The 25306-nt window shown below is 54.5% G+C and carries 21 protein-coding genes; 10 read left to right on the forward strand and 11 right to left on the reverse strand.

All coding sequences use genetic code 11. The features are described 5' to 3' along the window. Window positions 1-189: 189 nt before the first annotated feature. On the reverse strand, window positions 190-3135 hold the full coding sequence (locus P9H32_RS04715; RefSeq protein WP_322607722.1) for a fused MFS/spermidine synthase: 2946 nt from the start codon (window positions 3133-3135) through the stop codon (window positions 190-192). A gap of 183 nt (window positions 3136-3318) precedes the next feature. On the opposite strand from P9H32_RS04715, the gene P9H32_RS04720 reads away from it, so the two are divergent. Beyond that, on the forward strand, window positions 3319-4257 hold the full coding sequence (locus tag P9H32_RS04720) for a HEAT repeat domain-containing protein (RefSeq protein ID WP_322607723.1): 939 nt from the start codon (window positions 3319-3321) through the stop codon (window positions 4255-4257). Between the two features lie 20 nt (window positions 4258-4277). Further along, the gene (gene lgt / locus P9H32_RS04725) at window positions 4278-5150 is read left to right on the forward strand and encodes a prolipoprotein diacylglyceryl transferase (protein ID WP_322607724.1); all 873 of its coding nucleotides are present in this window, start codon (window positions 4278-4280) and stop codon (window positions 5148-5150) included. A 71-nt stretch (window positions 5151-5221) separates the two neighbouring features. On the opposite strand, the gene P9H32_RS04730 is transcribed toward lgt, so the two are convergent. Continuing rightward, complete coding sequence (locus tag P9H32_RS04730; RefSeq protein ID WP_322607725.1) at window positions 5222-6079, reverse strand: hypothetical protein; 858 nt, start codon at window positions 6077-6079, stop codon at window positions 5222-5224. 208 nt (window positions 6080-6287) lie between these two features. Between P9H32_RS04730 and P9H32_RS04735 the strand changes: the two genes are divergently transcribed. Next, a complete protein-coding gene (locus tag P9H32_RS04735) occupies window positions 6288-7352 on the forward strand; it encodes a S1 family peptidase (RefSeq protein WP_322607726.1) in 1065 nt (354 codons plus the stop codon). Window positions 7353-7371: 19 nt separating this feature from the next. Beyond that, entirely contained in the window at window positions 7372-8547 is a 1176-nt protein-coding gene (locus P9H32_RS04740; RefSeq protein ID WP_322607727.1) for a trypsin-like peptidase domain-containing protein, read from the forward strand. A gap of 21 nt (window positions 8548-8568) precedes the next feature. Here the strand turns inward: P9H32_RS04740 and P9H32_RS04745 are convergent, their stop codons facing one another. The 7 genes from P9H32_RS04745 to P9H32_RS04775 all read right to left on the reverse strand — a co-directional run bounded on the left by P9H32_RS04745 (window position 8569) and on the right by P9H32_RS04775 (window position 14892). After that, a complete protein-coding gene (locus tag P9H32_RS04745; RefSeq protein ID WP_322607728.1) occupies window positions 8569-9678 on the reverse strand; it encodes a PEP-CTERM sorting domain-containing protein in 1110 nt (369 codons plus the stop codon). Window positions 9679-9758: 80 nt separating this feature from the next. Continuing rightward, window positions 9759-10502, reverse strand: coding sequence for a menaquinone biosynthetic enzyme MqnA/MqnD family protein (locus tag P9H32_RS04750; protein ID WP_322607729.1), 744 nt, complete (start codon window positions 10500-10502; stop codon window positions 9759-9761). 83 nt (window positions 10503-10585) lie between these two features. Then, complete coding sequence (ubiE, locus tag P9H32_RS04755) at window positions 10586-11305, reverse strand: bifunctional demethylmenaquinone methyltransferase/2-methoxy-6-polyprenyl-1,4-benzoquinol methylase UbiE (protein WP_322607730.1); 720 nt, start codon at window positions 11303-11305, stop codon at window positions 10586-10588. An 88-nt stretch (window positions 11306-11393) separates the two neighbouring features. After that, a complete protein-coding gene (locus P9H32_RS04760) occupies window positions 11394-11954 on the reverse strand; it encodes a UbiX family flavin prenyltransferase (protein ID WP_322607731.1) in 561 nt (186 codons plus the stop codon). Between the two features lie 93 nt (window positions 11955-12047). Then, entirely contained in the window at window positions 12048-13445 is a 1398-nt protein-coding gene (locus P9H32_RS04765) for a UbiA-like polyprenyltransferase (protein ID WP_322607732.1), read from the reverse strand. 105 nt (window positions 13446-13550) lie between these two features. Continuing rightward, window positions 13551-14036: an REP-associated tyrosine transposase gene (locus tag P9H32_RS04770; RefSeq protein ID WP_322607733.1), complete on the reverse strand. Its 486-nt coding sequence runs from the start codon at window positions 14034-14036 to the stop codon at window positions 13551-13553. Window positions 14037-14106: 70 nt separating this feature from the next. Further along, complete coding sequence (locus tag P9H32_RS04775; RefSeq protein WP_322607734.1) at window positions 14107-14892, reverse strand: 1,4-dihydroxy-6-naphtoate synthase; 786 nt, start codon at window positions 14890-14892, stop codon at window positions 14107-14109. Between the two features lie 177 nt (window positions 14893-15069). On the opposite strand from P9H32_RS04775, the gene P9H32_RS04780 reads away from it, so the two are divergent. The 4 genes from P9H32_RS04780 to P9H32_RS04795 all read left to right on the forward strand — a co-directional run bounded on the left by P9H32_RS04780 (window position 15070) and on the right by P9H32_RS04795 (window position 20168). Then, the gene (locus tag P9H32_RS04780) at window positions 15070-16878 is read left to right on the forward strand and encodes an assimilatory sulfite reductase (NADPH) flavoprotein subunit (RefSeq protein WP_322607735.1); all 1809 of its coding nucleotides are present in this window, start codon (window positions 15070-15072) and stop codon (window positions 16876-16878) included. Between the two features lie 11 nt (window positions 16879-16889). After that, window positions 16890-18614: an assimilatory sulfite reductase (NADPH) hemoprotein subunit gene (cysI, locus tag P9H32_RS04785; RefSeq protein WP_322607736.1), complete on the forward strand. Its 1725-nt coding sequence runs from the start codon at window positions 16890-16892 to the stop codon at window positions 18612-18614. Between the two features lie 91 nt (window positions 18615-18705). Next, complete coding sequence (locus P9H32_RS04790) at window positions 18706-19428, forward strand: phosphoadenylyl-sulfate reductase (RefSeq protein WP_322607737.1); 723 nt, start codon at window positions 18706-18708, stop codon at window positions 19426-19428. Between the two features lie 104 nt (window positions 19429-19532). After that, entirely contained in the window at window positions 19533-20168 is a 636-nt protein-coding gene (locus P9H32_RS04795; RefSeq protein ID WP_322607738.1) for a hypothetical protein, read from the forward strand. 45 nt (window positions 20169-20213) lie between these two features. Here P9H32_RS04795 and P9H32_RS04800 read toward each other — a convergent pair whose 3' ends face one another. Together P9H32_RS04800 and P9H32_RS04805 are read right to left on the reverse strand one after the other, a co-directional pair. Further along, the gene (locus P9H32_RS04800) at window positions 20214-21524 is read right to left on the reverse strand and encodes an ankyrin repeat domain-containing protein (protein WP_322607739.1); all 1311 of its coding nucleotides are present in this window, start codon (window positions 21522-21524) and stop codon (window positions 20214-20216) included. Continuing rightward, window positions 21521-22027 carry a cyclic nucleotide-binding domain-containing protein gene (locus P9H32_RS04805; RefSeq protein WP_322607740.1) on the reverse strand — a complete coding sequence of 169 codons (507 nt, stop codon included), beginning with the start codon at window positions 22025-22027 and terminating at the stop codon, window positions 21521-21523. The genes P9H32_RS04800 and P9H32_RS04805 overlap by 4 nt, the downstream gene beginning before the upstream one ends. 307 nt (window positions 22028-22334) lie before the next feature. On the opposite strand from P9H32_RS04805, the gene P9H32_RS04810 reads away from it, so the two are divergent. Beyond that, a complete protein-coding gene (locus tag P9H32_RS04810; protein WP_322607741.1) occupies window positions 22335-23339 on the forward strand; it encodes a CobW family GTP-binding protein in 1005 nt (334 codons plus the stop codon). A 162-nt stretch (window positions 23340-23501) separates the two neighbouring features. Beyond that, the gene (locus P9H32_RS04815; RefSeq protein ID WP_322607742.1) at window positions 23502-25262 is read left to right on the forward strand and encodes an ATP-binding cassette domain-containing protein; all 1761 of its coding nucleotides are present in this window, start codon (window positions 23502-23504) and stop codon (window positions 25260-25262) included. The last annotated feature ends 44 nt before the right edge of the window (window positions 25263-25306 follow it).

Below are 25306 nucleotides of genomic sequence, written 5' to 3' on the forward strand. Positions count from 1 at the left end.
CCACACAAAAAGCATCCCCCGCAACCAGGCCATCACCCGAAACATCGTTGCTAAAAAACCCTTAGAAAATTCCCTGCCACACGGCGCCCGGTCGGGGACCGGGCCTACACATTCGGCAGCTCCCTGTAGGCCGGGTGTCCCACCCGGCGCATACCCAAACTTGGCAGCTCACTGCAGGCCGGGGCGCCCCTACCGAGACAGCTCCGCGATTTTCTGCTGAGCCTGATCCGCTTCGGCAGTCAGTCCGCGGGCACGCAGTGCCTTCTCGAGATCGACCCAGAAAGCGACATATTCCGGCAGCTCAGCAATGGCGGTTTTAAGGTCAATGATCGCGGCATCGAGATCGCCAAACGTGCCCTTGATCCGCCCGCGCAGCCCCATAAGCATGGGAGCACCGGGAAACTTGCGCAGTCCTTCATTCACATATTTCTGAACGCGCACATAATCCTGCACCTGCATGCCCAGTTCAGCTAATTTGTAATAAGCCAGAAACTCATCGGGTTTATATTTCAGCACCAGTTCATACTGCAGAATGGCCTGCTGCAGATGCCCGCCGGCTGCAACGGATGCCGCAGAAATCAGCAGACTGGATCCCAGCTCATTGGCGACCACGGGGTTTTCCGGGGCCAGCTCGGCGGCTTTCATCAACAGCTGGATATTATTTTTATAGTCATCCTTCGCCCGGAACAGATTGGCTTCGAGCGTCATGCGCATGGCTTCGTGGGAATCGGTTACGATTTTTTTCTGCTCATCGGTCAGGCTTTTTAGCAGAAAATCCGGCATCGGCGAATAGTTTTCCAGCAGGGTCTGCTGGTTTTCATCCGGTGTATAATGGAAGGTGCTTTTCGGTGCTGAAAATTCGACATAGGGATGATTATCCGTATTCAGCTTCCCCTCTTTAAACAGATGCACATCGTCGGAGAGCCGCGCCACATACATGCTCAGCAGCATTTCGGGTTTGGTAAATCCGACATCCGCCAAAGATTGCCGCACTTCCGGAATTTCAAATTTTTCTTTTGCCACCGGCAGTTTTAGCGCCACATCGCCTTTACCGCCGAGCATGATGGAGTCGAAGCCGGTAAAAAAGACCAGCGCATCGGGAAAGACCTCGCCGAAGGAACGCATGATCATGGAATAGTCTTCATAGGACAATTCATAGAGCGGCAGGTACTGCGCCATGATTCCCCCTTCCGCCAGCCGGCTTTTGGCCAGCTTAAAGAAATCGACCGTATAAAGATTTGCTGCGCCGGCCATAACCGGTTCAAAGGGATCGGAGGTAATCACGTCATACGGTTCACCACCGACAAACAGGTGGTTCCTGCCGTCATTGATCGTGACCTTCACATTCGGTTTATCGATCACGTTATGATTCCGTTCCCCCCAGACCCGGGCAATATTGACCACACTGGGTTCAAATTCCACCACTTCAAGGTGCTCGGCTGGATAGCAGCTGACTGCCCCGAACGTCACACCGGCCCCCAGGCCGATATTCACAGCCCGCTGCGGATCGGGATGAAACAGCATCGGAAGGTGCCCCATCATACGCTGCAGCATCATGCTGCGTTCGGACGTATCGGCCTCCACTTTGCCCTGACTGCAGTACATCAAGTCTTCATTGGAATCCTTGACCACCGAAATCGTGGAAGTGATGCCTTCGTTATAATAGAGTTGCCGGTGACCGCTGAGCTGCTCGCGGATGGTAACCTTCCCGTTGGAGATATAGTTCCACGGCCCGAAATAGGGACCGGAAGCAATCACCTTTTTATCCCATACCGGCGGTTTGATAATGAAAAACGCCACCATAGCTACGGCCAGACTGATACTCACCACCTGCGTGATCCGTCCTTTTCCGGTCGTCAGGCAGAGTGCGAGCCCCACCCCGAGAATCAGAAAGGCAAGAACGGTCAGCGACACCTGCATTCCAAGGTTTGGAAGCAGCACAAATCCGCCGAAGGCCGCCCCGAGTGCTGCTCCGATGGTATTAAACATGGTTGCTTCACCCACCGCACGCGGCGAGGAATTCATGGCCCCGCGTATGGCTTTAACCGCCGCGGTAAAGGACGCGCCGAAAAGGATAGTGGGTACAAACAGGAAAATGAGGGTGATGACAAATTTAAGACCGATCATGCGGCCCCAGCCCGGCGTCCCTTTCAACATCAGGTTTTCGAGCAGGAATTCCGGCATCAGCGTAAACCAGCCCAGCGAAACCAGCGAATAAACCCCGGTCAGCATCGCGGCAAAGCCGAAGATCCGCGCCGGATTCGCCGATCTATCGGCAAAACGGCTGATCAGCATCGCCCCCACCGAAAGGCCGATCAGGAAAACACCCAGCATGGCGGAGAAAGAATAGGTTGTGGAGCCGAAGACCAGAATGAGCGCGCGGAACCAGACCACCTCAAACGCCAGCGAAAGAAATCCGGAGGCTCCAATCGCCACCAACAGCCAATTCGCTTCCGCCCCCCTCTTTGAGGTATCCACCGTCCTCTTTGCCTCCAGCTTTATGGCCTCGGCAATTTCAGGCGACTTATCCATCGTGCGGGAGAGACAGATCGCCACCAGACCTACGGTGGCGTCAAGACAGACCGCCAGAATATTGGCCCCCGTCATGCCGAGCTTTGGAATGAATACAAAACCGCCAAGCAGCACTCCGGAAACAGCCCCAAGCGTATTCACCCCGTAAAGCAGCCCCAAACGTGACCCGAACCGCTCGACCCGGGTCAGAAATCCCTTGGAAAGCACCGGCAGCGTTGCCCCCATCATAGCCGTAGGAATTAACAGCAGCACCAAAGCCAGCACAACGCGCACCACGGTCAAAACAGCCAACGAATCGGAGACATTCACCGCCACAAACCGATACACGGCCTGAATCAGCTGAAAAATCAGCGGAACACACAATGCATAAACAGCCGTGGCGACCTCCAGCAGGCCGAACATGCGCACCGGTCGTTTTATTTTTCCGGCCCATTTGCCCGAAAAATGCGAACCGAGTGCCAAACCGACCATATAGGTCATCATGACAGTCGTGGCCGCATAAACCGTATTACCGAAGATGTGACCGAGATGTCGTACCCACAGCACCTCATACGTGAGTGCCGCAATACCGGAGAAGTAGAACAAAAGACAGATTATTTTCATCTGGACGTTATATCTTGTTGCTTAATCCATCAACAAGCAGGAATGGGTTAAATATTGCTCCGCCCTCTAACAGGTCCCCAATATTTTAAATCGCACCGGACCGACTTCTCCGGTTGAATGGCTCTTGAGTTTAACCGTCCGATTTCATATATCTTTCGACTCATTAATCAAGGAGAGCCCTGAATGAACAATCGACTTGCAGCGATATGCCTTACAGCCCCGCTATTAATCTCCCTTTGTTCCGCCCATGCCCAGCCGGTGCCGGCTGCAACGACCAATGCGGTTACGAAACCGCATAAACTCAGTATCCAGGGAGCACTGACCTTCGGTCCGACACCGATGAAAATGCATGCCCTTTCCACCATTACCCAGCACCGCATAAAAGGTGCCGTCGACGAAACCTATCTTCCGGGTTTTAAAGCCTGCGCAGAAGACACATCGCCGGCAGTCCGCAGCCTTGCTGCCAAAATGCTGGGCGAATACTACATTCAGAATCAACCTGCCCCGAATCCTGAAGCGCTTCAGACATTGGAAAAACTGGCTTCAGATCCCTCCGCAGACGTTCGATATAACGCCCTGTTCAGCGGGTTGACCGAAGTTGTGCAAAAATCCGATAATCTCGTAAAGCAACTGGTGGATGCCGCCGCGGTGAACCGGGAGGAAGGACTCTACGCAAAAATTATTGAATCCCTGTCAAAAAATAAAGATACCGCTTCGGCTTATATTGAGGAGCAACTCAAAACCGGCACATCTATCGCCTATTATGAAATCTACACCGACCTGATGAAGAAAAAACCGGCTGATTCCGAACAATACCGGGACCTGCCCTCCAGTCAGCCTCAGTTGTTTGTTTTCACAACCGGGAAAGCCGACAAAGAGCTCAGCGCGGTGAACCTGAAAAAATGGGTTGAAAATCTCGGTATTCAAAGCAGTCATGTTGAGGTCTCAGGCTATGCCGGGCAACGCGTATTACTGCTGACCACCTACATCACACGCGATAATGAAAAAGTGCTGGATAACCTCTCCGGGCTGCCTGCGGATATCAGCTATATGTCAAAATTCTGGCTGACCCCGAAACTGGCCACGGATATCGAAATGGTCCGCAAACGGGAAGCCCGGTAGACCCGTTTTTCTGTTGCCGCATGAACTACTATATCCACAACATTAATCCCATTGTGCTGGAACTGCCGGGGGCGCTGGCGGTGCGGTGGTACGGCATTTCGTATCTGCTGGGTTTTATTGCCTGTATCCTGCTGCTGCGGCACGGCTCAAAACGGGGCGACTTTGAAGTGCCGGAAAAAGAGGTCAGCAATTTTGTGGTACTGCTGGCCTTTTTCGGGGTGTTTATCGGCGGGCGCGTCGGCTATATCCTGTTTTATAATTTCGGTGAATTTCTGAACCATCCGCTCTATCTGGTGCAGGTCTGGAAAGGCGGCATGTCCAGCCATGGCGGCTTCATCGGCGTGATTCTGTTTATTTTATGGTATGCGCGTAAAAACCGGCATTCGTTCTGGAACCTCACTGACAATATGGCCGTCACAACCTCGCTGGGCTTTGCCTTCGGGCGTCTGGCCAACTTTATCAACGGGGAGCTGTGGGGCCGGATTACCCATGTAAAATGGGCGGTGATTTTTCCGCAGGAACGCGGCCTGCAATACGGCCAGTATGATCTTCCAATGATTGGAAAGCTGGTGGAGGCCGGCGAGCTGCAGCCCCGGCATCCGTCGCAGCTTTATCAGGCCTTTACAGAGGGCTTCCTGGTTTTCGGTATGATGTTGCTGCTGCGCAGAACTTCATGGGGAAAGCGGCCGGGCGCGCTGAGTGCGGCCTATCTTGTACTCTATGCCCTCGCCCGCATCGCCATGGAATTTTTCCGCGAGCCGGACGACGGTGAATTTTTCATCGCCTGGATCACGAAGGGGCAGTTTTATTCGGCGCTTATGATCCTCGGCGCGGCCGTCATTGCCTGGCAGATGGATTTATTCCCGCGCAGAGACACTGTGAACACGAAGTAGCCGTCCGACCGCTTTATAAGTATATTCAGGTTTTCTCTGCGCTCCCTGCGCCTCCGCGCGCGACTGATCACTCAGCTCACCGCTAAATAGATCATCATCCCCAATGGAAGAATAAGACCGAGGTTGGCGATATTGGAGGCGACGAGGGCATCAAGGGCTTCCTGGGTATCCTTGATGTGCGTCGGTGAATCCTGCGGTTTATGGATGCGATAGATTTCGATGAATGAGCTCAGTTCGCAGACGGAGGTAACGAGCCCGAGAATCCAGCCGACGGCCCAGGCGGGTACGCTCAGCTGTATGACCAGTGCCCCGGCGCTGATTCCAAGAAAGCGCCCGGCAACCAGAATGGCGGCGACCCCGAAAATCAGCATCAGCCCCCCGCCCCATACGGTGCCGTTTTCCGCTCCGGGCGGCAGCGGGGCCACTTTACCGGTTTTATTCAGGCGCTTATCCATCACTTTGTAAAAAACAAAAAAAGCCAGCAGCCCGATGGCCGTTCCCATCCCTGTGCCGATGCCGACGGCAAACATCGCCAGCGGAATGACAACCGAAAGAATACCGAAAACATGCTCATCGATAAATCCCCGATGTTTGAGGTCGGGCTGCTGCCGCAGAACAAAAACGGTGATCAGAAACAGCACCCAGTTGATAACGTTGGATGAGGCGATATTCCACATTCCGGCATTGAATACGCCGTTGAGCGCTCCGGCAGTCAGAACGGTGAATTCCGGGACACTGGTGGCATAGCCGATAATCTGACCGCGTAATTTGTTGGTGAATTGCAGTGCGGCCCCGATTCTTCCAATGCCTGGAACGAGCAGAAAGCGGACCGCGGCCACAATGACCGCGGCACTGAAAATGAGTATGGTTAAATCAAGCAGCATAAATTCCAATACGGCCCGCCGAATCCGCCCGACCGTTTTCTCCACCGTCTCCGGAAGAAAAAAAGAAGTATCGGATTCAACGGTTCTTCACCAGTGCAAAAGCCTCTTACTCGATTTGTTTTTCTAAATTTCTTTCCGGAACAACAAAGGAAACGTATAACAATTAAGAGTGGCCGAGACGTTAACGCAGGCCGCAGTCGGCAGGGCCTGCCGCCGGTCCACCGGAAAAGATTACAGCAACGGGATGTGATGTATGAAACTTCAAAAACGAGCCTTCATCCAAAGCGTAATCTGCGGAGCCGCTTTGCTTCCGGGCAATGCCGTGTTTGCGGAAAACGTTACGGCCGATGATTTCGACTTTTCGGCGGACCAGCTGGCCAACCGGCTTGCGGTGCTCACCTGCAGCACCCGGACGGAATCCTGGTTCGGCAGTGGTTTTGTGGCGGAGCTGAACGGCAAAAAATATATTTTTACGAATCAGCACGTCATTCTCGGGGCGGATCGCATTACTTGCAAAACGGCCGATGGACAGCCCCTTCGACCGCGTGGAATTGAGCTTTCCAAGGTTCGGAACCTGGCCCGCTTTGAGGTGGATACCGATGCCGCATTCCCCCTTTCTTCCGATGCATCCATGGACGAAGCGGTCGCGGTTTTCGGAAACGAAAAAGGAACCCCGACTGAATATTTCGGGCGTATTAACGGGGTCGGAGCCGACCTGATTGAAACCACGGCTGAATTCACCCGGGAAAACGGCGGAGCCCCCGTACTGAATGCCGACGGCGCTGTGATCGGCATGGCCAGCCATGTGCGCGAATCGCGCAGCCATGCCATGAAAGAGGGAACCAAATTTGAGGATCGTACGCGTCGATTCTGCCAGCGCTTCAACCGCGTCGACTGGCAGACGGTTAACTGGAAACGATTCAATACAATGTTCGGAAAGCCCTATCGTCAAAGCGAAGCGCTGATTAATAACACGTTTGACATTCTGGTGGATTGGCAGAATGAACCCTTTAAAACGGTTTCGCTCGAATCCGGACCGGACCGCGGACTCAACACCTGGGTCAGCTCGCACAATGCCGTTATGGAAAAGATCGTGAACAACAGCAATAAACGGCAGAAATATTCGGCGTATGCCGAAAGCCTGCAGGGCCTGTCCGAAATCTGCGCATCGCGTGCGCGACAGCTTCAATTGCTGGAAGGCAGCCGGGAACTGACCGGCTTTCTGCGCAACGAATTTTCGGCCCAGGCCGCCGCACTCGACTTTGCCGTCAAATATATCAAGCGACGCGGCGACACCATTCATACCTTCAGCAATTAATCCGACCCGAGGAAAAACGATGCCCCTCAACATACTCCCCCGTCTTTTCTGCACATTGGCCCTGCTCGGCATCTCATCGTCTTTTGCAGAAGGAAAAACCGACGAAGAAACCGAACTGGAAAAGCAGGAAGCTCTGGAAGAGCGGCTGGCGCTGGAACAGGAAATCAAGGGCCGGTTCAGTTATTCCTTTAATGATATCGCCGAGCAACTGGTCACGGTTTCGTGCTCCGGCCCGCAGGGTCGCAGTTCGGGCAGCGGCTTTGTGGCCACCCTCGATGGAAAAACCTACCTTTTCACCAATCAGCACGTCATTCTCGGAGCCGAAACGATTTCCTTTAAAACCGCAACGGGTCGGCTGCTGCGCCCCCGTAGCGTTGAGCTCGCGGCACGGCGCGACATTGCCCGCCTGCTGTTGCAGGACACCGAAGGACTGCGCGTTTCCGAATCCATGCAGAAGGAGGATCCGGTCGGCGTCTTCGGCAACAGCGAAGGCGGCGGCGTGGCGACCGAACTCTACGGAAAAGTTACCGGCATCACCCCCGACAAAGTGGAGGTCAGTGCCGACTTTGTCTCGGGAAACAGCGGCAGCCCGGTGCTCAATCTCGATCAGGAGGTCATCGGTATCGCCAGCTATGTCAGCTGGAAAACCGATAAAGATGATGAAACGGTGACCCGCCGCTTCTGCTACCGTCTGACGGATGAACAATGGGGCGCGGTGAACTGGAAAAAGTATAACGAAAAATACGGAAAACTCTACATCCGGAACGAGCGGCTCATCGACTCGATTTTCGACGCCGCCACCATCTGGTACGGGAATCCCTTCAGCCGCATGTCCTTCGAAGACCACCGCGATGCCGGACTGCGCAAGTGGGCCGATGAACACAACCGCATGATTAACCGAATTGAACGTACCATGGACAAGCGCCTCACCCAGCGCGAACTCAACAACGTCAATAAATCAATCCGGCGCGATATGTTTGACAGTGCGGAAGATCTTTCCGAGGCCTGCCGGAACCGGGCGCACCAGATGCAGTTTCTTGCTGAACAGAAGGAGCTGACCGGTTTCCTGCGCAACGCCTTCGAACGGCTCGCCGCCCGAATGAACTATGCCGCCGGTGAAATTGAAGAATATGGATCTAAACTGGCGGAACACAACTATTTCTATTTCGAATCAGAGCCGACAAGCTCGTACTGACGATCCCGAGAAAGATAACCGTTACGACCGATGCGCCGTGGCCCGGCGATACATAACCACCAGCCCTGCCGACAACCCCATCAAAGCAAGTGTGGACGGTTCCGGTATAACCTGCAGCGTTCCGGTGGTGTAGAGCTCCGACGTGTCCCATTCCAGTCCGTCCACCGCGAGCGGAGTCACCGAATCGAATGCCCCGGAAACACTGCCCTGAATTTCGAACAGCTGGACAAAATCCCCATATTCCGGAATTTCAAACTCTTCAAATATAACATTCAGCTGGCCATCCAGCGTCATATCTCCGGTAACGGTCAGTGTGCTTGCGGCACGAATATCAAGCGTTCCTTCATCGGTGAGCATCAGATCACCATCCACAACACCATCCTCCGAACCCATTGAAAAATATCCATTAACGAGAAGATTTCCTATGACATGACCCGCCTCAACCATGCAGCCATCCCCCACCACATCAAGCCCGCTCAGGGTCCCCCCGACAGTCAGCGAGCTGCCGGAATGCAGATAAAGATTATCTTCGGAGGCATTGAGGTCGGATTCAACCGTCAGCGTTCCGCCCGATTCAACGGATACCCAGCTGCCGTTGGTCACCGAAAGAGATCCGGCGCGGACTTCACCGCCGGACGATACACGCAGATAGGCCGGAATTTCGCGGGGCTCCTCAAACTGCCCCGGCTCACCCGGGGCATCCGGCGACCACACCGTGAGCTGGTCCGTAATATTCAGCAGCGACCCGGCACCGGTAACCGTTACCGAATTGCGCAACGTGGGGTATGCAACCCCCTGCGTCGCATCACCGTACAGACTGAAGGCGGACGCTGTCAGCACGCCGCCATTATGTACCAGCAATTCACAGCCGCGCGAGGAACTCCCGACGTATACTTTGTTCACAGAAACAGCACCGCCGGCGACGATGGCCACGGAGTCGTAACAGTTGTCCCCGACGACCAGCCCCGTTGCCTCCAGAGTACCCTGCACCAACAACTGATTATCGTTGGAATACGGCGAAATGACCAGATACCCCTCGGAATGATTGGTGGTACCAACCGGAACTTCCAGGGCCTGAACCGAACACGCGGCAAAAGCCGCTGAAATAATAAGTAAACAACTCCGCACCATCTCTCTCCAATTTGAGTAAGGTTACCACCTTTTACGGATTTGGCCACAATAATTCTTAACCGGATTCTGCAAGTAATGAATCAGCGGCTCAACAGCTTGCGGAAACGATTCATGCCTTCCAGATCCTGCGCATCCAGCTTGTAGTGGATGGAGTTATCCAGATAATCGAGCCAGAATTCCAGTGCACCGCCCAGTTTTCCGGCATACCGTTCCGCAATGGCCTCCATATCGCGGAATCCGGCGGCATAGGATTTATGGGCAATTTCCGATACGTCGTCATAATACTCAAAATCCTTGCGCACGGCCCACACCGCAAACACAAAGGGCAGTTTCGTCCATTTCTGCCAGGCTTCAGCCAGATCAATATCCCCGGCCGGTGCCGGATCCGCACAAAGGGCGCGGTCGCCGATCACCACCGCCGCATCCGGCTTTTCCAGCGTCTGGAAATCATGCATCTCGATGTTCTGCTTGAAGTATTTGGTCATCAGCAGTTCGGCCAGCGCATTTGAGGTCGCCGACGCGGGATCCCGTGCAATCGTTTTGATCTGCCCCATCTTCTTATTGCATTTCAGCAGCACACTCTGCACCGGACCATCCGCCGCAACGCCCAGCCCTTCAATCATCTTCAGCTCGGGATGTGCAAAATAGTGCGCTACCGGAATCAATGCCACATCGCATTTTCCGGATTTCAAATCTCGAACCAGACATGCCGGATGATCATTGATCACCTTCACTCGCTCATCCACATCCGTCAATTTATCCACCAGCGGTGCGGAATTGCTGTACGGTGCACCTGCAAAAACAAATTTATCTTTATCGTTCATACTTCTTACTGACAACGAAGGATCGAAAAGCAACGATTAATCCGGCAGCACTGGATTCGTTACATTCCCTCGGCTCGTTGCTCTCATTTCTTCCCGGAGAATATACACACGGTGCCCATCGTCATGGGGCTGCACTGCACCTTCGAATAACCGGCCGCGCTGAACATGTCCGTCACGGTATCCGGCTTCGGAAAATCTTCAATTGAATCCATCAGATATTTGTATGCCGAACCGCCCCCAAGGATTTTTCCAATCATGGGAACCAGCGGCGTATACAATTTATAGCCGAGACGCACCCACGCTTTATCGGGATAAGTCGCCTCCAGAATCACCAGTATACCGCCGGGCTTCAACACGCGCCGCATTTCCTCCAGCGCCTTTTGGCGCCGCTCTATATTACGGAAACAGAACCCCGAAACAATCCCGTCATAAGTCTCGCCTTCCATCGGCAGCTCCAGCGCATCGGCCGCAAAAAAAGAGACCGAATCGCCCACCTTCTTTTTTTGCGCCTTGTCCTTTGCAATCGCCAGCATCTGCTCCGACGGATCAATCCCGTCAATCAGCACATTGGCTGACTGGTCGAGAATCTCAAACACCAGATCCCCGGTTCCGGTGCCGATATCGAGATAACGCCCGCCGCGAAACGGCTTGAGCAGCTGTACCGTCTTTTTCCGCCAGCCCTTATCCATCCCCATGGAAATCGCCCGGTTGGCCACATCATAATTTTTCGCAATGCGGTCAAACATCTCGCGATTTTCCTCTGCGGAAATCAGGGTGTCCCGTTCTGTAGAATGCTTAGTCATTTAAAAATGTTAACAACGAATGAAGGGAAAGCAACGAATAGTTAGGTCGTATTGGATTCGCAGCTTTCCATTCATTCGTTGTCCATCCCTATCGAATGTCTTCCCAGGTTTTCGGCGCGGCCTGCCCGAACAGAGACAGCACGTGATCGCAGTAGCAGCCCAGCATATCAACCATTGACACGGTGTTCGGGTCGCGATCTTTCGCCATATAATACGGCGGCGACATCGGCATAATCGTTCCCCCGGCCTCGGCCACCCGCACCGCATTCTGCGTATTAATCAGCGTCCACGGCGCTTCACGGATACAGAGCACCACCTTGCGCCCCTCTTTCAGCTGACAATGCGCCGCACGGGTCACCAGCGAATCGGCAATCCCGGACGCCACCTTGCCCAGCGTATTCGCCGAGCACGGCATAATCACCATTCCGATGGTTGGAACCGATCCGGAAGCAATCGTGGCACTCAGATCGCCGTCTTTCCAGACCTCGGAAGCCAGCGCTTCAAGCGCCTCAAACGGTCCGGCCTCCTGCTCATACACATAGCGGCCCATACGGCTCGCGACGAGCGTTACCGGCCACTGCGATTTTTCAATCAGCAGTTTCGTAGCCAGCGCCCCCGACGCCCCTGTCATGGCAACAACCAGTTTCATGTCAATTCAACTCCAATGAAAGACCAACGGATTTATGTAAACCGGATTAAAAGCTCCTATAACTCATCCCATTTACATTAATCCGTTGGCAACCTATACACCCAGCAAAACAACCAGTGCACCGGAAATTCCGGCAATGGCTGAGATCGGGAAAAATCTAACGGGAATCGGAATGCATGGCAAGTAGGCCGCGCCGAATGCAACGAATGCAACCAATAGCGCCACGAACGACGCAACGCCGCCGACACTCATCCAGAGCAGCACCAGCAGCGCAAACGAAATCATATGCGTCACCGCCGCCACCAGCAGGGCCCCGCGTTCCCCCAGCGCCGCCGGTACCGAACGCACCCCGTGCGCACGGTCGAATTCGATATCCATCAACGCATAGATAATATCGAACCCGCTGATCCAGAAAAAGGCAAACAGCGCCAGCAGAATAAGCGGAGAAGGAAAATCAACCGAATTAGTGACCGCAATATATGCCGCCAGCGGCGCCACCGCCAGGCAGACCCCGATCCCGTAATGGCACAGCGGCGTAAACCGTTTCAGCAGCGAATAGAGCGCCAACGGAATCAAGGGAAACAACGACAGCTTCAGTACGGTCGATCCCAGCAGAAAGCAGGCAAGAAAATAGAGCACCAGCCCCGTAATCGCCACGCCCCACCCCTGCGCCATCGAAAGCGCACCGCTGGCCAGCTCGCGGTTTTTGGTCCGCGGATTTTCGGCATCAATGTTTCGGTCGAAGATGCGGTTCACCGCCATACCGAACGTCCGCGCCCCCACACCGGCCAGAGCAATCAGCAATAATGCTTTGATCGACGGCATGCCCGCCGCCCCGATCCACGCACCGGCAAACAGCAGCGGCAGACTGAACACCGTGTGTTCGACTTTGGTGAAGGAATGAATTTTCTGCCAGAACGTAGACGGAGCATCCTGCTCCGTTTCCCCCTCTTCGCGCTGAAGCCCTTCCAGACATTGGAAAACCGCATCCGCCACCGTTTCCGAAACCGGCGCGATGTGCTTCTGAATATCTTCCTTCCCGTTTCCATCGCCGAAATCCGTCACACCCTTCAGCAGAATACAGGGAATATCATGGGCCTCGCAGACGCGGGCGACCGCATAGCCTTCCATATCGACCAGCTCGCCGTATTTTGAAAGTTCCTTTTTCCGCTCCGGCTGAAAGACCGGTTCCTGAACACTCACCAGCCGTTTCAGGCCGATGCCTACGCCGACATTTACCGCCGCTTTAAGCTCTTCCATACTGACCATGGAAACCCGATAAACGCCGCCGCGTTCCAGCCGGTTGTTCAACGCACCGCAGACCCCGGCATTGATGATCGTCGTGCAACCCTGTTCCACCAGCTTTTCCGTGGAAATCCGGGCCGCCTCAAGCCCCATCTCCTCAGAAATCTCCACCGTACATCCGTCCGGCACACCCCGATCCAAAAAAGGCTGCGCCTCCATCGGCGTCGCAAAATGAATTCCAATCATTGGAACCACCTCCGGCTGGAGGGACGACCTCTGTGTCGTCCTGTCGGTGAATCGGTCGGGACCGAACATGCATTCACCCGGAAAAGCAATCTTCCGCCTCTCCATTTATTCATGCCATTGCAATCCACAAATCTCTCCTTGATATGGCCAAAAGTCAGCCTCAGTTACCAAACCTGCACGAACAGGATTATTTTCAACATAGTTCCACTTTTCAGTATAGCTGTCACCTTTTCGCAACCGGGTATCCCAAAAATCCCTCTGCCACACTTTCCCGACATGTTTCTCCGGCCAGGTTCGTGCTGAAAGCGATTTCCAGTAGTTCACCCAGGTTTTTAACGAAGGGTATTCCATCCCCACGGGCGAACAGAACAAATGAATATGATCGGGCATGATCATGTATCGACCGACAACCCAGGCATCAGCTTTTATCCATGATGCCAATATATGTCTATGCGCCTGTTCACCGGCGAAAATCGGCTTACGTTTTTCAGCACACACCGTTAGAAAAATGATCCGCGACGAATTAAATCTATCGACGGTCGATTGATGAGCCGGACGTCTTCGATCATAAAATTTATTTCGCTGTTCCATAAAATCCGGAGAGATGCCCCTGCAGCCCTGTCCTTACGGTGCTTAGGACGGGACAGAGCCCGTCCCTCCACTAAATAATACCGGCTTCCTTCGCCATCTTCTGCAAGGCCTCAATCGCCGCCCGGCCCTCGTCGCCGAGATCGAGCGTAAAATCATTTACATAGGTTTTAATGTGCTCCGTCGTCACCTCATCGGCAAGCTCCTGCGCGTGCTCTTTGACATAGTCTTTCGTCGATTCCGGATCATCAAACGCGTGCTGTATGGATGCTTTGAGCCGCTGTTCGATCTCCGCAATTTTTGCCGGTCCCAGCCGTTTGTGCGCCGCGATGCAGCCCAGCGGAATCGGCTGTCCGGTTGTACTTTCCCACCAGTCGCCCAGATCTTCCAGACATTGGAACCCCTGCTCCTCATAAACAAAGCGCCCCTCGTGGATAATGACGCCGGCGTCGGCCTTCCCCGATTCCACCGCATCCATAATCTGATCAAAGGGCATGAAGTTCCGGTTTTTCAGCTTCGGATTCCACAGCCGCAGCAGCAGGTGCGCCGTGGTGTATTTTCCGGGCACCGCAATGACCGATTCCTCCGTCAGAGGTTTACCGTTTTTTGAAATCACCAGCGGCCCGCAACCGCGCCCCAGCGCCGAACCGCACTGCAGCAGTTCATACTGTTCCTGCACCAGCAGCCAGGCGTGATACGACAGCTTCGTTACATCGAGCTTTTCTTCGAAAGCCCACTCATTCAGCGTTTCGACATCGTGCAAATGCGTACAAATATCCGCCTGTTTCGCCAGCTTGAAAAAGATGAATGTGTCGTTCGGACACGTGGAATAGCCAATATTTACAAGGTTCTTTTGCATATACTTACAAATTTATAGGTGTATAAATCGCTTAATTTACGTACATTAATTTAAATTTATGATTGATCCGATCACCTTTCCGGTTATTATCCGCGCCATCAATTTCAAAAACCGAAGGGCAGAACAAACGGGAAATGGTTCCGTTCAGAAGGTATAGAAACAAGGATTTAAGAAAAAATGTCAACACAACCTACACCAAACACGGGGCTTGATGCCCAACTCGTCGGCCAGCTGAATGCACTGGCTGCTTCGCTCACCCCGGCCCAGCTCGCCTGGGTTGGTGGATACTTCACCGGACTCAGCGCCCAGAACGCCGGCTCCGCCCTTCCGGCTGTTGCCGCCGCAGGCGGCGGCGATCCGGAAGCCGTACTGACCGTTCTTTACGGTTCGCAGACCGGGCACGCCCGGTCCGTGGCGGAAGAACTGCGCGATGCCGCACAGGAAGCCGGTCTCGCTGTGGAGCTGGTTTCCATGGGTAAATTTAAAGAGAAAAACCTCAAAAAGCTTAAATACGTCGCCGTCGTGACGTCCACCCAGGGCGAAGGCGATCCGCCGGATGATGCGCTCAATCTGGTGGAATACATGAATTCCAACAAGGCCCCGAAACTCGAAGACTTCCAATTCGCGGTGCTCGGCCTCGGCGACAGCTCCTATGAATTCTACTGCAAAACCGGTAAGGATTTCGATGCCCGTCTTGAAGAGCTCGGCGGAAAACGAATTCTCGATCGCGTCGATCTGGATGTGGATTTTGACGACGGTGCCGAAGCGTGGATCCCGCAAGCGGTTGAAGCATTCAAGGACATCATTCCCGCCGGCGGCGCATCAGCGGCGGCTCCGGCCACAGGCAGTTTCGGAGCGACCGCACCGGCTGTTCATTACAGCCGTAAAAAACCGCTGCAGACCCGCCTGCTCACCTGCCAGAAAATCACCGGACGCCATTCCGAAAAAGATATCCGCCACATTGAAATCGATCTGGAAGATTCGGGGCTCACCTATCAGCCGGGCGATGCACTGGGCATCTACTTCAAAAATGATGAAGAGCTGGTAAATGATCTGCTCAGACTGCTGGAGATCGATCCGGCCGAAACCGTGCATGTAAACGACGAACCCAAACCGGTGAAAAACGCATTGCTCGAAAATTATGAGCTCACCCTGCTGCACCCGGGATTTGTTACGGAATATACCGAGCTCACCGAAGCGCCCGAACTGATGAAAATCGTCGCAGAAACTGAATCGCTGCGCGACTATGTGGAAACCCGCCAGATTATTGATGTGGTGCGTGAATATCCCGATGCCCTGGCCCCGGAAATCTTTATCGGTCTGCTGCGCAAACTGACGCCGCGCCTTTACTCCATTGCCTCCAGCCAGAGCGAAGTGGAAGAGGAAGTGCATCTGACCGTCGGCGTGGTGGAATATGAAGCGCACGGCTATCCCCACCTCGGCGGCGCGTCGGGCTATCTCGGCCACCGTCTGAACGAAGGCGAAGATGTGCTGATTTATGTGGAATCCAACGATAATTTCCGCCTGCCGGAAGATGACAACACGCCGATCATCATGATTGGCCCGGGAACCGGTGTTGCTCCGTTCCGCGCCTTTATGCAGGAGCGCGCCGCAAAGGATGCGCCCGGCGACAGCTGGCTCTTTTTCGGCAATCCGCACTTTACCGAGGATTTCCTCTACCAGACCGAATGGCAGGAGTTTCTTGAAGACGGCGCACTGACTAAAATCGATCTCGCCTTCTCGCGCGACCAGGAACACAAAGTGTATGTCCAGCACCGTATCACCGAGCAGGCCCGGGAACTCTGGAACTGGATCCAGCGCGGTGCTCATATTTATGTCTGCGGCGATGAATCCCGTATGGCGCACGATGTCCACCAGGCCCTGCTCGATGTCGTGGCCGAAAAAGGCGGATACAGCACCGAGGAAGCCGAAGATTATCTCGTACAGCTCCGCAAGGACGGACGCTACCAGAAGGATGTGTATTAAGGAGATTTCCAATGTCTGAAGAAAAAAAACTGAGTGAAAACGAACACATTAAAGCCCGCAGCCGCCATCTGCGCGGAACCATTGAAGAAGGTTTGCAGAATCTCGTCACAGGTGCCCTGTCGCCGGATGATACACAGCTCACTAAATTCCATGGTTTTTATCAGCAGGACGACCGCGACATCCGCGATGAACGCCGGCACCAGAAACTCGAACCGCTGCACAGCTTCATGCTTCGCGCCCGGCTGCCCGGCGGTGTAATTACGGCCGAACAATGGAAAGCCATCGATGAGATTTCACGCAATCTCACCAGCGGCGGCATCCGCCTGACGACCCGTCAGACCTTTCAGTATCACGGCATTCTCAAGCGCAATGTAAAACCGCTGATTCAGGGCATCAATAAAGTCATGATCGATTCCGTTGCGGCCTGTGGCGATGTCAACCGAAACGTACTCTGCAACACCAATCCGGTGGAATCGGAGCTCCACGAAACCATCTATAACGATGCGGTTGCCGTCAGCAAACACCTGCTGCCGAAAACCGGGGCCTATCATGAAATCTGGCTCGATAAGGAAAAGGTCGCCAATTTTGAAGAAGAAGTGGAACCGATTCTCGGCGACACCTATCTGCCGCGCAAATTCAAGATCGCCATTGCCGTCCCTCCCCACAACGATGTGGATGTCAACGGCAACGATCTCAGTTTTGTGGCAATCGTCAAAGACGGCAACCTGCTGGGCTACGACGTCCTCGCCGGCGGCGGTATGGGCGCCTCCCACGGCGAACCCGACACCTATCCGCAGATTGCGAAAAACTTCGGGTTTATTGAACCCCGGGATCTCTGCACCTTTGCAGAAGCCTTTGTCACCACCCAGCGCGATTTCGGCGACCGCGAAAATCGCAAACATGCCCGTCTGAAATACACCATCGACGACATGGGCGTGGATACTTTCAAAAGCCACGTGGAAGAGCGTACCGGCAAAAAATTCAAAAAGGCCAAGCCCTATGAATTCACGATGCACTCCGACCGCTTCGGCTGGGTGGAAAATGCGGACGGCACATGGAATCTTACGATGTTCATCGAGCACGGCCGCATCAAAGATTACGAAGACGGCCCGCAAATGATGACCGGACTGTTGAAAATCGCCGATCTGCACCAGGGAAATTTCCGCATTACCGCCACCCAGAACCTGATCGTGGCGCAGGTGGCCAAAAGTAAAAAAGCCAAAATCGAGAAACTGGCCAAAGAACACGGGCTTTTCCGCCCGGAAGCCAGCCTGCTGCGTCTGAACAGCATGGCCTGTGTCGCCCTGCCGACCTGCGGACTGGCCATGGCCGAAGCCGAACGTTATCTGCCGGATCTCATCACGAAACTTGAGGCGATGGTCGACAAATACGGCCTGTCCGATCAGCCGATTGTGATTCGTATGACCGGCTGCCCGAACGGCTGCGCCCGGCCCTATCTGGCGGAAATCGCTTTTATCGGTAAAGCGCCCGGGAAATACAACCTCTATCTCGGCGGCGACGGCAAAGGCACCCGGCTGGTTAAACTCTACAAGGAAAACATCGGTGAAGAGGAAATTCTCCAGACTCTGGAACCGCTGATTGAAAGCTATTCCAAAGAACGGAAAAAAGGCGAAGGCTTCGGCGATTTCTGCGTCCGGACCGAAGTCGTTCCCCCGATCTACGACGGCCGCGATTTCCACAAAAATCCGGAAGGCTTCCTCTCCAGCGGAATTTAAGGCACACCCGGTCAAACGTCCGAAGGTCGAATATCCAAGGTTCCCGCCCCGATATTCCGACCTTCGACCTGAAGACCTGAGACCAAATAAAATGAATAATCTAAGTACATTATTTAAAGGCGTAGAACCGAAGGACTCCCTCGAAGTCCTCTCCCGGGCCATTGATCATTTCGGCGACGAAATCTGCATGGCGACCAGCTTTCAGGTCGGCGGTCTGGTGCTGCTGGACATGCTGCACCAGGTCGGCAAACCGGTGCGCGTTTTTTCCATTGATACGGGACGCCTGCCGGAAGAGACCTACGAATGCGCCGACGCCATCCGTCATAAATACGGTATTCATGTGGAATGGGTATTCCCCCGCCACGAAGCCGTTGAAAAACTGGAAACAGACAAAGGACTTTTTTCATTTAAGGAAAGTACCGAGAACCGGCAGGAGTGCTGCGGCATCCGCAAAGTTGAACCGCTCGGCCGCGCCCTGGAAGGCTATAGCGCATGGATTACCGGGCGCCGCAAAGAACAAAGCAAAACCCGCGGCGGCCTTGAATTTATCGAATCCGACCCGGTGCACGAAGGATTGGTTAAAATCAATCCGCTGATCCATTGGTCGAAGGGCGATCTCTGGTATTATGCCGAAGAGCACAAAGTTCCCCACAACCGCCTCTACGACGAAGGCTATCTCTCCATCGGCTGTGCTCCCTGCACCCGCCCCTGCCGCGAAGGCGAGGACGAACGCGCCGGCCGCTGGTGGTGGGAAAGTCCGGAGCACAAAGAGTGCGGCCTGCACCTCAACTTTAAAAACGGCGGCGGCATTTAGCGCAGAAACGATGAAAAACGGGGCGTGAGCAACCCGGTCACGCCCTCGCCGTCACGATGCACTCACCTTGCATCCCGCGGCCTGCATCCTGTATCGTGGAATCCATGAAACATCTCGCGCTATTCTGGATTCCCCTGCTTCTTGCACTCAGCAGCTTTGCCGGCAGCACTGCAGACTTGATCACCAATCCTCAGGCTCGCGAGATCCTGAGCCGGAATTGTATCCGGCTCGGCACCTCCGAAATCTTACCGGTAAAATTTCAAACCGCCGTGGCCGTGCTGAATAATCCGGAACTGGTGACTGCCGTACAGGAGGAATTCGCCCGTTCAATTTCCAGCAACGGAACCGTGGATTTTCCAATCATTGGAAACGGCGAACACCGCTATTACTACATCAATGAATACGACCAGCGCACCGACCTTACCGAACTCTACAAAAAGCAGACCGACCGCACATCCTACGACTATATCGTTTGGGCCGGCGGAAAACGCCGGTTCGGCTACTACGACGTCATCATACACCTGCAGGTCACCGATCTCGGAGATCTCGGCATTCTGTATTCCGTCCACGTGCATGCCTGGCCGCACAGCTGGTTCACCCGCACCTCGCACCGGCTCGGCTTCACCCGCAGCTATTTTCGGGACAATATGAAATTCATCTCCCGGATCGCCCGGGAAATCGCCCTCGGCCTCTGTGAGCAGGAAGAGATAAACGCACAGCTGGAGCACGTGACAAAGTAGCCGAAGTCCGCCGCGCTTCGTTGCCGCCGACACGGGACGGCGATCTTATTTCAAAATCTGCTCCGCCGCTTCGTTGCCGAGTTCGAGCGCATAATCCAGAGCGGTCATGCCATTGGTTGCCGCAATAGACTGATCCGCTCCGAAGTCGAGCAGCAGGTGAACCATTTCGGGACTGGCGGAAGCCGAAGCCTCGATCAGCGGAGTGCCGCCCCGTTGGCTGATTGCATTCACTTCGGCACCCTGTTCAACCAGATACGCCGCAACGTCAACGCGATCTTTTTCGGCGGCATAGTGCAGCGGCGTCCAGCCCTCATCATCGCGGGCATTGAGGTCCGCCCCGCTGTCCACCAGCAGGCGAACGATTTCAAGGTATCCGCGGTCGGCCGCCAGATGCAGCGGCGTTTTCAGCGTTCCGGTGCGTTCATCCAGCGCTGCCCCTTTGGCCACCAGCACCTCGGCACATGCCGTTTTACCGCGTACCGTTGCAAAATGAAGCGGAGTCCAGCCCTGATTATTTTTCTGATTCACATCAGCACCGAGCAGAACGTGGTTTCTCACATCCACGGGATCACCTTTGGCAATGGCGTGGAGAATCGTTTTGTTTTTTACAAGAATAGGATCAACCGATTCCACCCCGGCATCGGGAACCGTCAGCCCGGCCGACCAGACAATGGCATTGAGTACCATTTTCCGGAAATTCGGTTCGCCCCAGCTGCTGTGAAAATGCCCGCCTGTAAACCCGAACGCATTATCACCAAACGTCCAGGCCAGCGTATGCACCTTCTCCTCCATCGGCGGCTTGGCCATCATCACGGGAAACACATCGCCGAAACGCAGATTGAAATACCACTCGTCCTTCAGTTCATACGGTTTCAGCCCCCGGGTAATCGGATGCCCGGCCGCAAAAAAGGGATCTTTCACCGTCCAGAGGGGATTGGCCGACTCCGTATCATGATAACAGCCGCCGACCACCTTCATCAGCGTTTCATCCAACAGCCCCTCGGTGCCGTCCAGGGCATAATGCAGCACCACCAACCCCGTACCGGCGTTTGAAACCTTCAGCAGATCGCCCTCATGGCCGATCGCCAGATGATCGTCATTGCCGTCGCAGTAAAGCACCAGCGAATCGGCGGCATCCAGCTGCCCAGCAGCCGGCCATTTTTCCGCACAGACTGACGCCCGGATCGGCAGCCCCGAATCGTTCAAAGCCTTGGCCAGCAGATCCGCACCGGCGGGATATTCATGTTCCCCCTGCCCGTGGCTCGATTTTCCCGCCACCAGCAGCACCTGTTTCTGACTGCCCGCCACGACCGCGCCGGCCAATACCATTCCCGCCATCAAAATATATAATTTCATCCCTTTTTCCCTTTTCCTTCCAAGGCATAGTGCAGCATCACCTCTTCTGTCCGATTCAGGCGACGGCACGCTTCTCGCGCAATATTCATCATCAGCATACCGAACAGCCCGGGGTCCGTATGATACAAACCGAACAGTTTATCGCGCGGAATCACCAGCAGATCGGCCTCTTCCACCACCAGCGCATCCGCCGTATGCGGATGAATCGCCAGCACCGATGTCTCGCCGAAACAGTCACCCGGCCCGAACTCCACCAACTCCATCGGCGTGTCCCCTACCTTTTCCACCAGACGTATCCGGCCCGAACGCACAATCCGGATATGGTCCGGCGCATCCCCCTGACGAAATACAAAATCGCCCTTTTCATGATGCTCGGTTTCCAGCATCCGGAAAACCGTATAAAGCTGGGTATCGTCCAGCGCCCCGAACAGTGAAATATGGTTCAGAATCGGAAGCACCGTCTCCACATCCAGCAGCGGCAGCCTGTATTTCTCAATCGCCATGCCCCATGTATACTAAATCAATGACGGAAAACGGAATCGGAAAACACGGCATATCACTGTTGCGGCGCGGTTCCGTCGCGGCATCTTCCGCCGCTGATCAACCGGCTGGAACAGGAACATTTCCGCACAGTCATTGAGGCTGTGCCCTATGAATTCCAGAAAAACGGAAACCGGATGCTGACGATTCGTAACGGAGATAAATAAGCACCTGTTCAACCGGTTTAACGCAGTACCATTCAGGATCAAATAAACGTGCGTACATTTTCCGTGACACGGGCCTCATGCAAAAGATATACGAAGACCCGTTATGGGAAATGAAAACGCAATCTACCGTGTACCAACCAACATCATCACCGGTTTTCTCGGCACCGGAAAAACCTCGGCGATTCTGCATCTGCTGAAAAACAAACCGTCCTCCGAAAAATGGGCGGTTCTGGTGAATGAATTCGGCGAAATCGGAGTCGATGGAAGTCTTTTCGAAGGACAGCACAGCCAGGAACAGGGTGTCTTTATCCGCGAAGTTCCCGGGGGCTGCATGTGCTGTACCGCCGGCCTGCCCATGCAGGTTGCCCTGAATGTGCTGCTCACTAAAGCACGCCCCGACCGGCTGCTGATTGAACCGACCGGGCTCGGCCACCCCGTGGAGGTGCTCGGCGTACTCTCCGGCGAACATTATCAGGAAAGCCTCTCCATCCATAAAATTATAACCCTCGTGGATGCCCGGAACCTTTCCGATCCGCGCTATACGGACCACCAGACCTTTAACCAGCAGATTGCCATTGCCGACCTCATTGTCGGCAACAAAGCAGATCTCTATCAGGATGAAGACCACAGCAAATTGGAGCACTATGCCGAACAGCATGGCGCGTCCCACGCGGAACTTCTGATTACTGAACAGGGCGTTCTGGAACCCGCATGGCTTGAAGGACAGACCCAGGCAGCCGAAGCCGCGCATCATCACCATCATCATCACACCGACCGGCAGCCATCCATTAGCGACCTGCCGATTCCGGAATCGGGATATCTTAAAGCGGAAAATCAAGGCGAAGGTTTCTGCAGCGTCGGCTGGCGCTTTACACCGTACCGGGTGTTTGACCGCAGCAAGCTGTTTTCTTTTTTCAGCGGACTGGATGCCGAACGCATGAAGGGGGTTTTTATTACTTCAAAAGGCATTTTCGGCTATAACCTGACGGCAGACGGCCTGACCGAAATACCCATGGATGAATGTGCGGAAAGCCGGATTGAAATCATTGCCCCCGAAATTGAATCCGGATGGGAAAAGCAACTGATGGAATGCATCACACCGGATTAATCCGTGCGGGACCGCCCATGGACGGGCGGGCGCGGACTCTTTCTGCTTTCCAAGGGCGGGAAAATCTGGAGAATGCGCGACTTTCTGCACCGCAGGATAAGGACCGCGACGGGACATTCCCCGGCCCCGTAACGGATAACCCATAACGAAAACGAAAAAAACATGGCCCTGCTCAGTTTACAAAATATCCGGAAAGCCTTCGGCGGTCCCCAGTTGCTCAACGATGCCACCCTGCAGATCGAACGCGGCGAACGTATCTGTGTGGTCGGGCGCAACGGCGAGGGCAAATCCACCCTCCTCAAAATTATCGATCAGACGCTCGAACCCGATGCCGGCGAAATGATTCGGCAACCCGGACTTAAAGTGCGGCGCCTGCGACAGAATGTGCCGAATGATATTTCCCAAACCATCGAAGAACTGGTGTTCCAGGGGCTGGAAAACGGGCACGACGACTATGAATCGCATCAGGCGGTCGACAAAGCCATCTCGCTGGTAAATCTGGAAAACGACCTGAAGTTCAACGCCCTGTCCGGCGGACAGAAACGCCGCGCCCTGCTGGCTCAGGCGCTGGTCTGCGAACCGGATATTCTGGTGCTCGACGAGCCGACCAACCATCTCGATATCGAATCGATCCAATGGTTGGAAAATTTCCTGCTGCGTTATAAAGGCACCCTGATTTTCGTGACGCACGACCGCTCGTTCCTGCGCAAACTGGCGACACGCATTGTCGAGCTGGACCGCGGCAACCTGCACTCGTGGGCCTGCGATTATGACACCTACCTGAAACGCAAACAGCAGCTGCTCGACGGCGAACAGGAGCAGTGGGCGCAGTTTGATAAAAAGCTGCAGCAGGAGGAAATCTGGATCCGTAAAGGCATCAAAGCACGGCGCACCCGCAACGAAGGTCGCGTCCGGGCGCTGGAAAAAATGCGCGAGGAACGCCGTGCCCGCCGCGTGCAGTCGGGTACGGTAAACCTGAAAACGGTCGAAGCCGGGATCTCGGGCCGGAAAGTGATTACGGGAAAAAATATCTCCTACGATTACGACGGAGCGCCCGTTATTTCCAATCTGGATGTGGAAATCATGCGCGGTGACAAAATCGGCATCATCGGTCCGAACGGCTGCGGAAAATCGACGCTGATCAAACTGCTGCTGAAACAGCTCGAGCCGAAAACCGGAACACTTGAACACGGCACCAAACTCGAAGTGGCCTATTTCGACCAGCACCGCGCAACCCTCGATGAAGATAAAACCGTAGCCGAAAATATTGCCGTCGATGAAACCATTACCATCGGGAACGTTAAAAAACATGTACTCGGCTATCTGCAGGATTTTCTGTTTTCACCCGATCGCGCGCGCTCGCCGGTATCGGTGCTTTCCGGCGGCGAACGCAACCGGCTGCTGCTGGCGAAACTGTTCACAAAACCCTGCAACGTACTCGTGCTTGACGAACCGACCAACGATCTCGATGTGGAGACGCTGGAACTGCTCGAAGAACTGCTGGCGGCCTATGAGGGCACCCTGCTGCTGGTCAGCCATGACCGCGCGTTTCTGAACAATGTGGTCACCGGCACGATGGTGTTCGAAGGCAGCGGAACGATCGGCGAATATGCCGGGGGCTATGATGACTGGCTCAGCCAGCGGGCTGAGGTTGAAAACCGCAAAACCGGAAATTCAAAGCCGGCCGAAAAAAAGGTCAGTACCCGCAAGCTGACCAATAAAGAGCGGGAGGAACTCAAGAACCTGCCGAAACGGATCGAAGCGCTGGAAGCCGAACTCGAGAAGCTGCAGACCGCGATGACCGATCCGGCGTTCTACCAGAAACCGGCAGAGGACATTCAGGCGGCCACCGCCCGCGCCGAAGCCATTCCTCAGGAACTCGAAAAAAGTTTTGAACGCTGGGAAGAGCTGGAGCGTCTATGAAAGCAAACCACGGAATCACAGGATACTGCCACCCCCCTTTGGCA

It is taken from the genome of Pontiella agarivorans (genome assembly GCF_034531395.1).
Taxonomy (GTDB): Bacteria; Verrucomicrobiota; Kiritimatiellia; order Kiritimatiellales; family Pontiellaceae; genus Pontiella; species Pontiella agarivorans.

Bases quoted from the DNA above. Each gene is read 5' to 3' on its own strand.
- P9H32_RS04715 (WP_322607722.1), bottom strand. From the start codon at position 3,135: ATGAAAATAATCTGTCTTTTGTTCTACTTCTCCGGTATTGCGGCACTC.
- P9H32_RS04720 (WP_322607723.1), top strand. From the start codon at position 3,319: ATGAACAATCGACTTGCAGCGATATGCCTTACAGCCCCGCTATTAATC.
- lgt (WP_322607724.1), top strand. From the start codon at position 4,278: ATGAACTACTATATCCACAACATTAATCCCATTGTGCTGGAACTGCCG.
- P9H32_RS04735 (WP_322607726.1), top strand. From the start codon at position 6,288: ATGAAACTTCAAAAACGAGCCTTCATCCAAAGCGTAATCTGCGGAGCC.
- P9H32_RS04740 (WP_322607727.1), top strand. From the start codon at position 7,372: ATGCCCCTCAACATACTCCCCCGTCTTTTCTGCACATTGGCCCTGCTC.
- P9H32_RS04745 (WP_322607728.1), bottom strand. From the start codon at position 9,678: ATGGTGCGGAGTTGTTTACTTATTATTTCAGCGGCTTTTGCCGCGTGT.
- P9H32_RS04750 (WP_322607729.1), bottom strand. From the start codon at position 10,502: ATGAACGATAAAGATAAATTTGTTTTTGCAGGTGCACCGTACAGCAAT.
- ubiE (WP_322607730.1), bottom strand. From the start codon at position 11,305: ATGACTAAGCATTCTACAGAACGGGACACCCTGATTTCCGCAGAGGAA.
- P9H32_RS04760 (WP_322607731.1), bottom strand. From the start codon at position 11,954: ATGAAACTGGTTGTTGCCATGACAGGGGCGTCGGGGGCGCTGGCTACG.
- P9H32_RS04765 (WP_322607732.1), bottom strand. From the start codon at position 13,445: ATGATTGGAATTCATTTTGCGACGCCGATGGAGGCGCAGCCTTTTTTG.
- P9H32_RS04770 (WP_322607733.1), bottom strand. From the start codon at position 14,036: ATGGAACAGCGAAATAAATTTTATGATCGAAGACGTCCGGCTCATCAA.
- P9H32_RS04775 (WP_322607734.1), bottom strand. From the start codon at position 14,892: ATGCAAAAGAACCTTGTAAATATTGGCTATTCCACGTGTCCGAACGAC.
- P9H32_RS04780 (WP_322607735.1), top strand. From the start codon at position 15,070: ATGTCAACACAACCTACACCAAACACGGGGCTTGATGCCCAACTCGTC.
- cysI (WP_322607736.1), top strand. From the start codon at position 16,890: ATGTCTGAAGAAAAAAAACTGAGTGAAAACGAACACATTAAAGCCCGC.
- P9H32_RS04790 (WP_322607737.1), top strand. From the start codon at position 18,706: ATGAATAATCTAAGTACATTATTTAAAGGCGTAGAACCGAAGGACTCC.
- P9H32_RS04795 (WP_322607738.1), top strand. From the start codon at position 19,533: ATGAAACATCTCGCGCTATTCTGGATTCCCCTGCTTCTTGCACTCAGC.
- P9H32_RS04800 (WP_322607739.1), bottom strand. From the start codon at position 21,524: ATGAAATTATATATTTTGATGGCGGGAATGGTATTGGCCGGCGCGGTC.
- P9H32_RS04805 (WP_322607740.1), bottom strand. From the start codon at position 22,027: ATGGCGATTGAGAAATACAGGCTGCCGCTGCTGGATGTGGAGACGGTG.
- P9H32_RS04810 (WP_322607741.1), top strand. From the start codon at position 22,335: ATGGGAAATGAAAACGCAATCTACCGTGTACCAACCAACATCATCACC.
- P9H32_RS04815 (WP_322607742.1), top strand. From the start codon at position 23,502: ATGGCCCTGCTCAGTTTACAAAATATCCGGAAAGCCTTCGGCGGTCCC.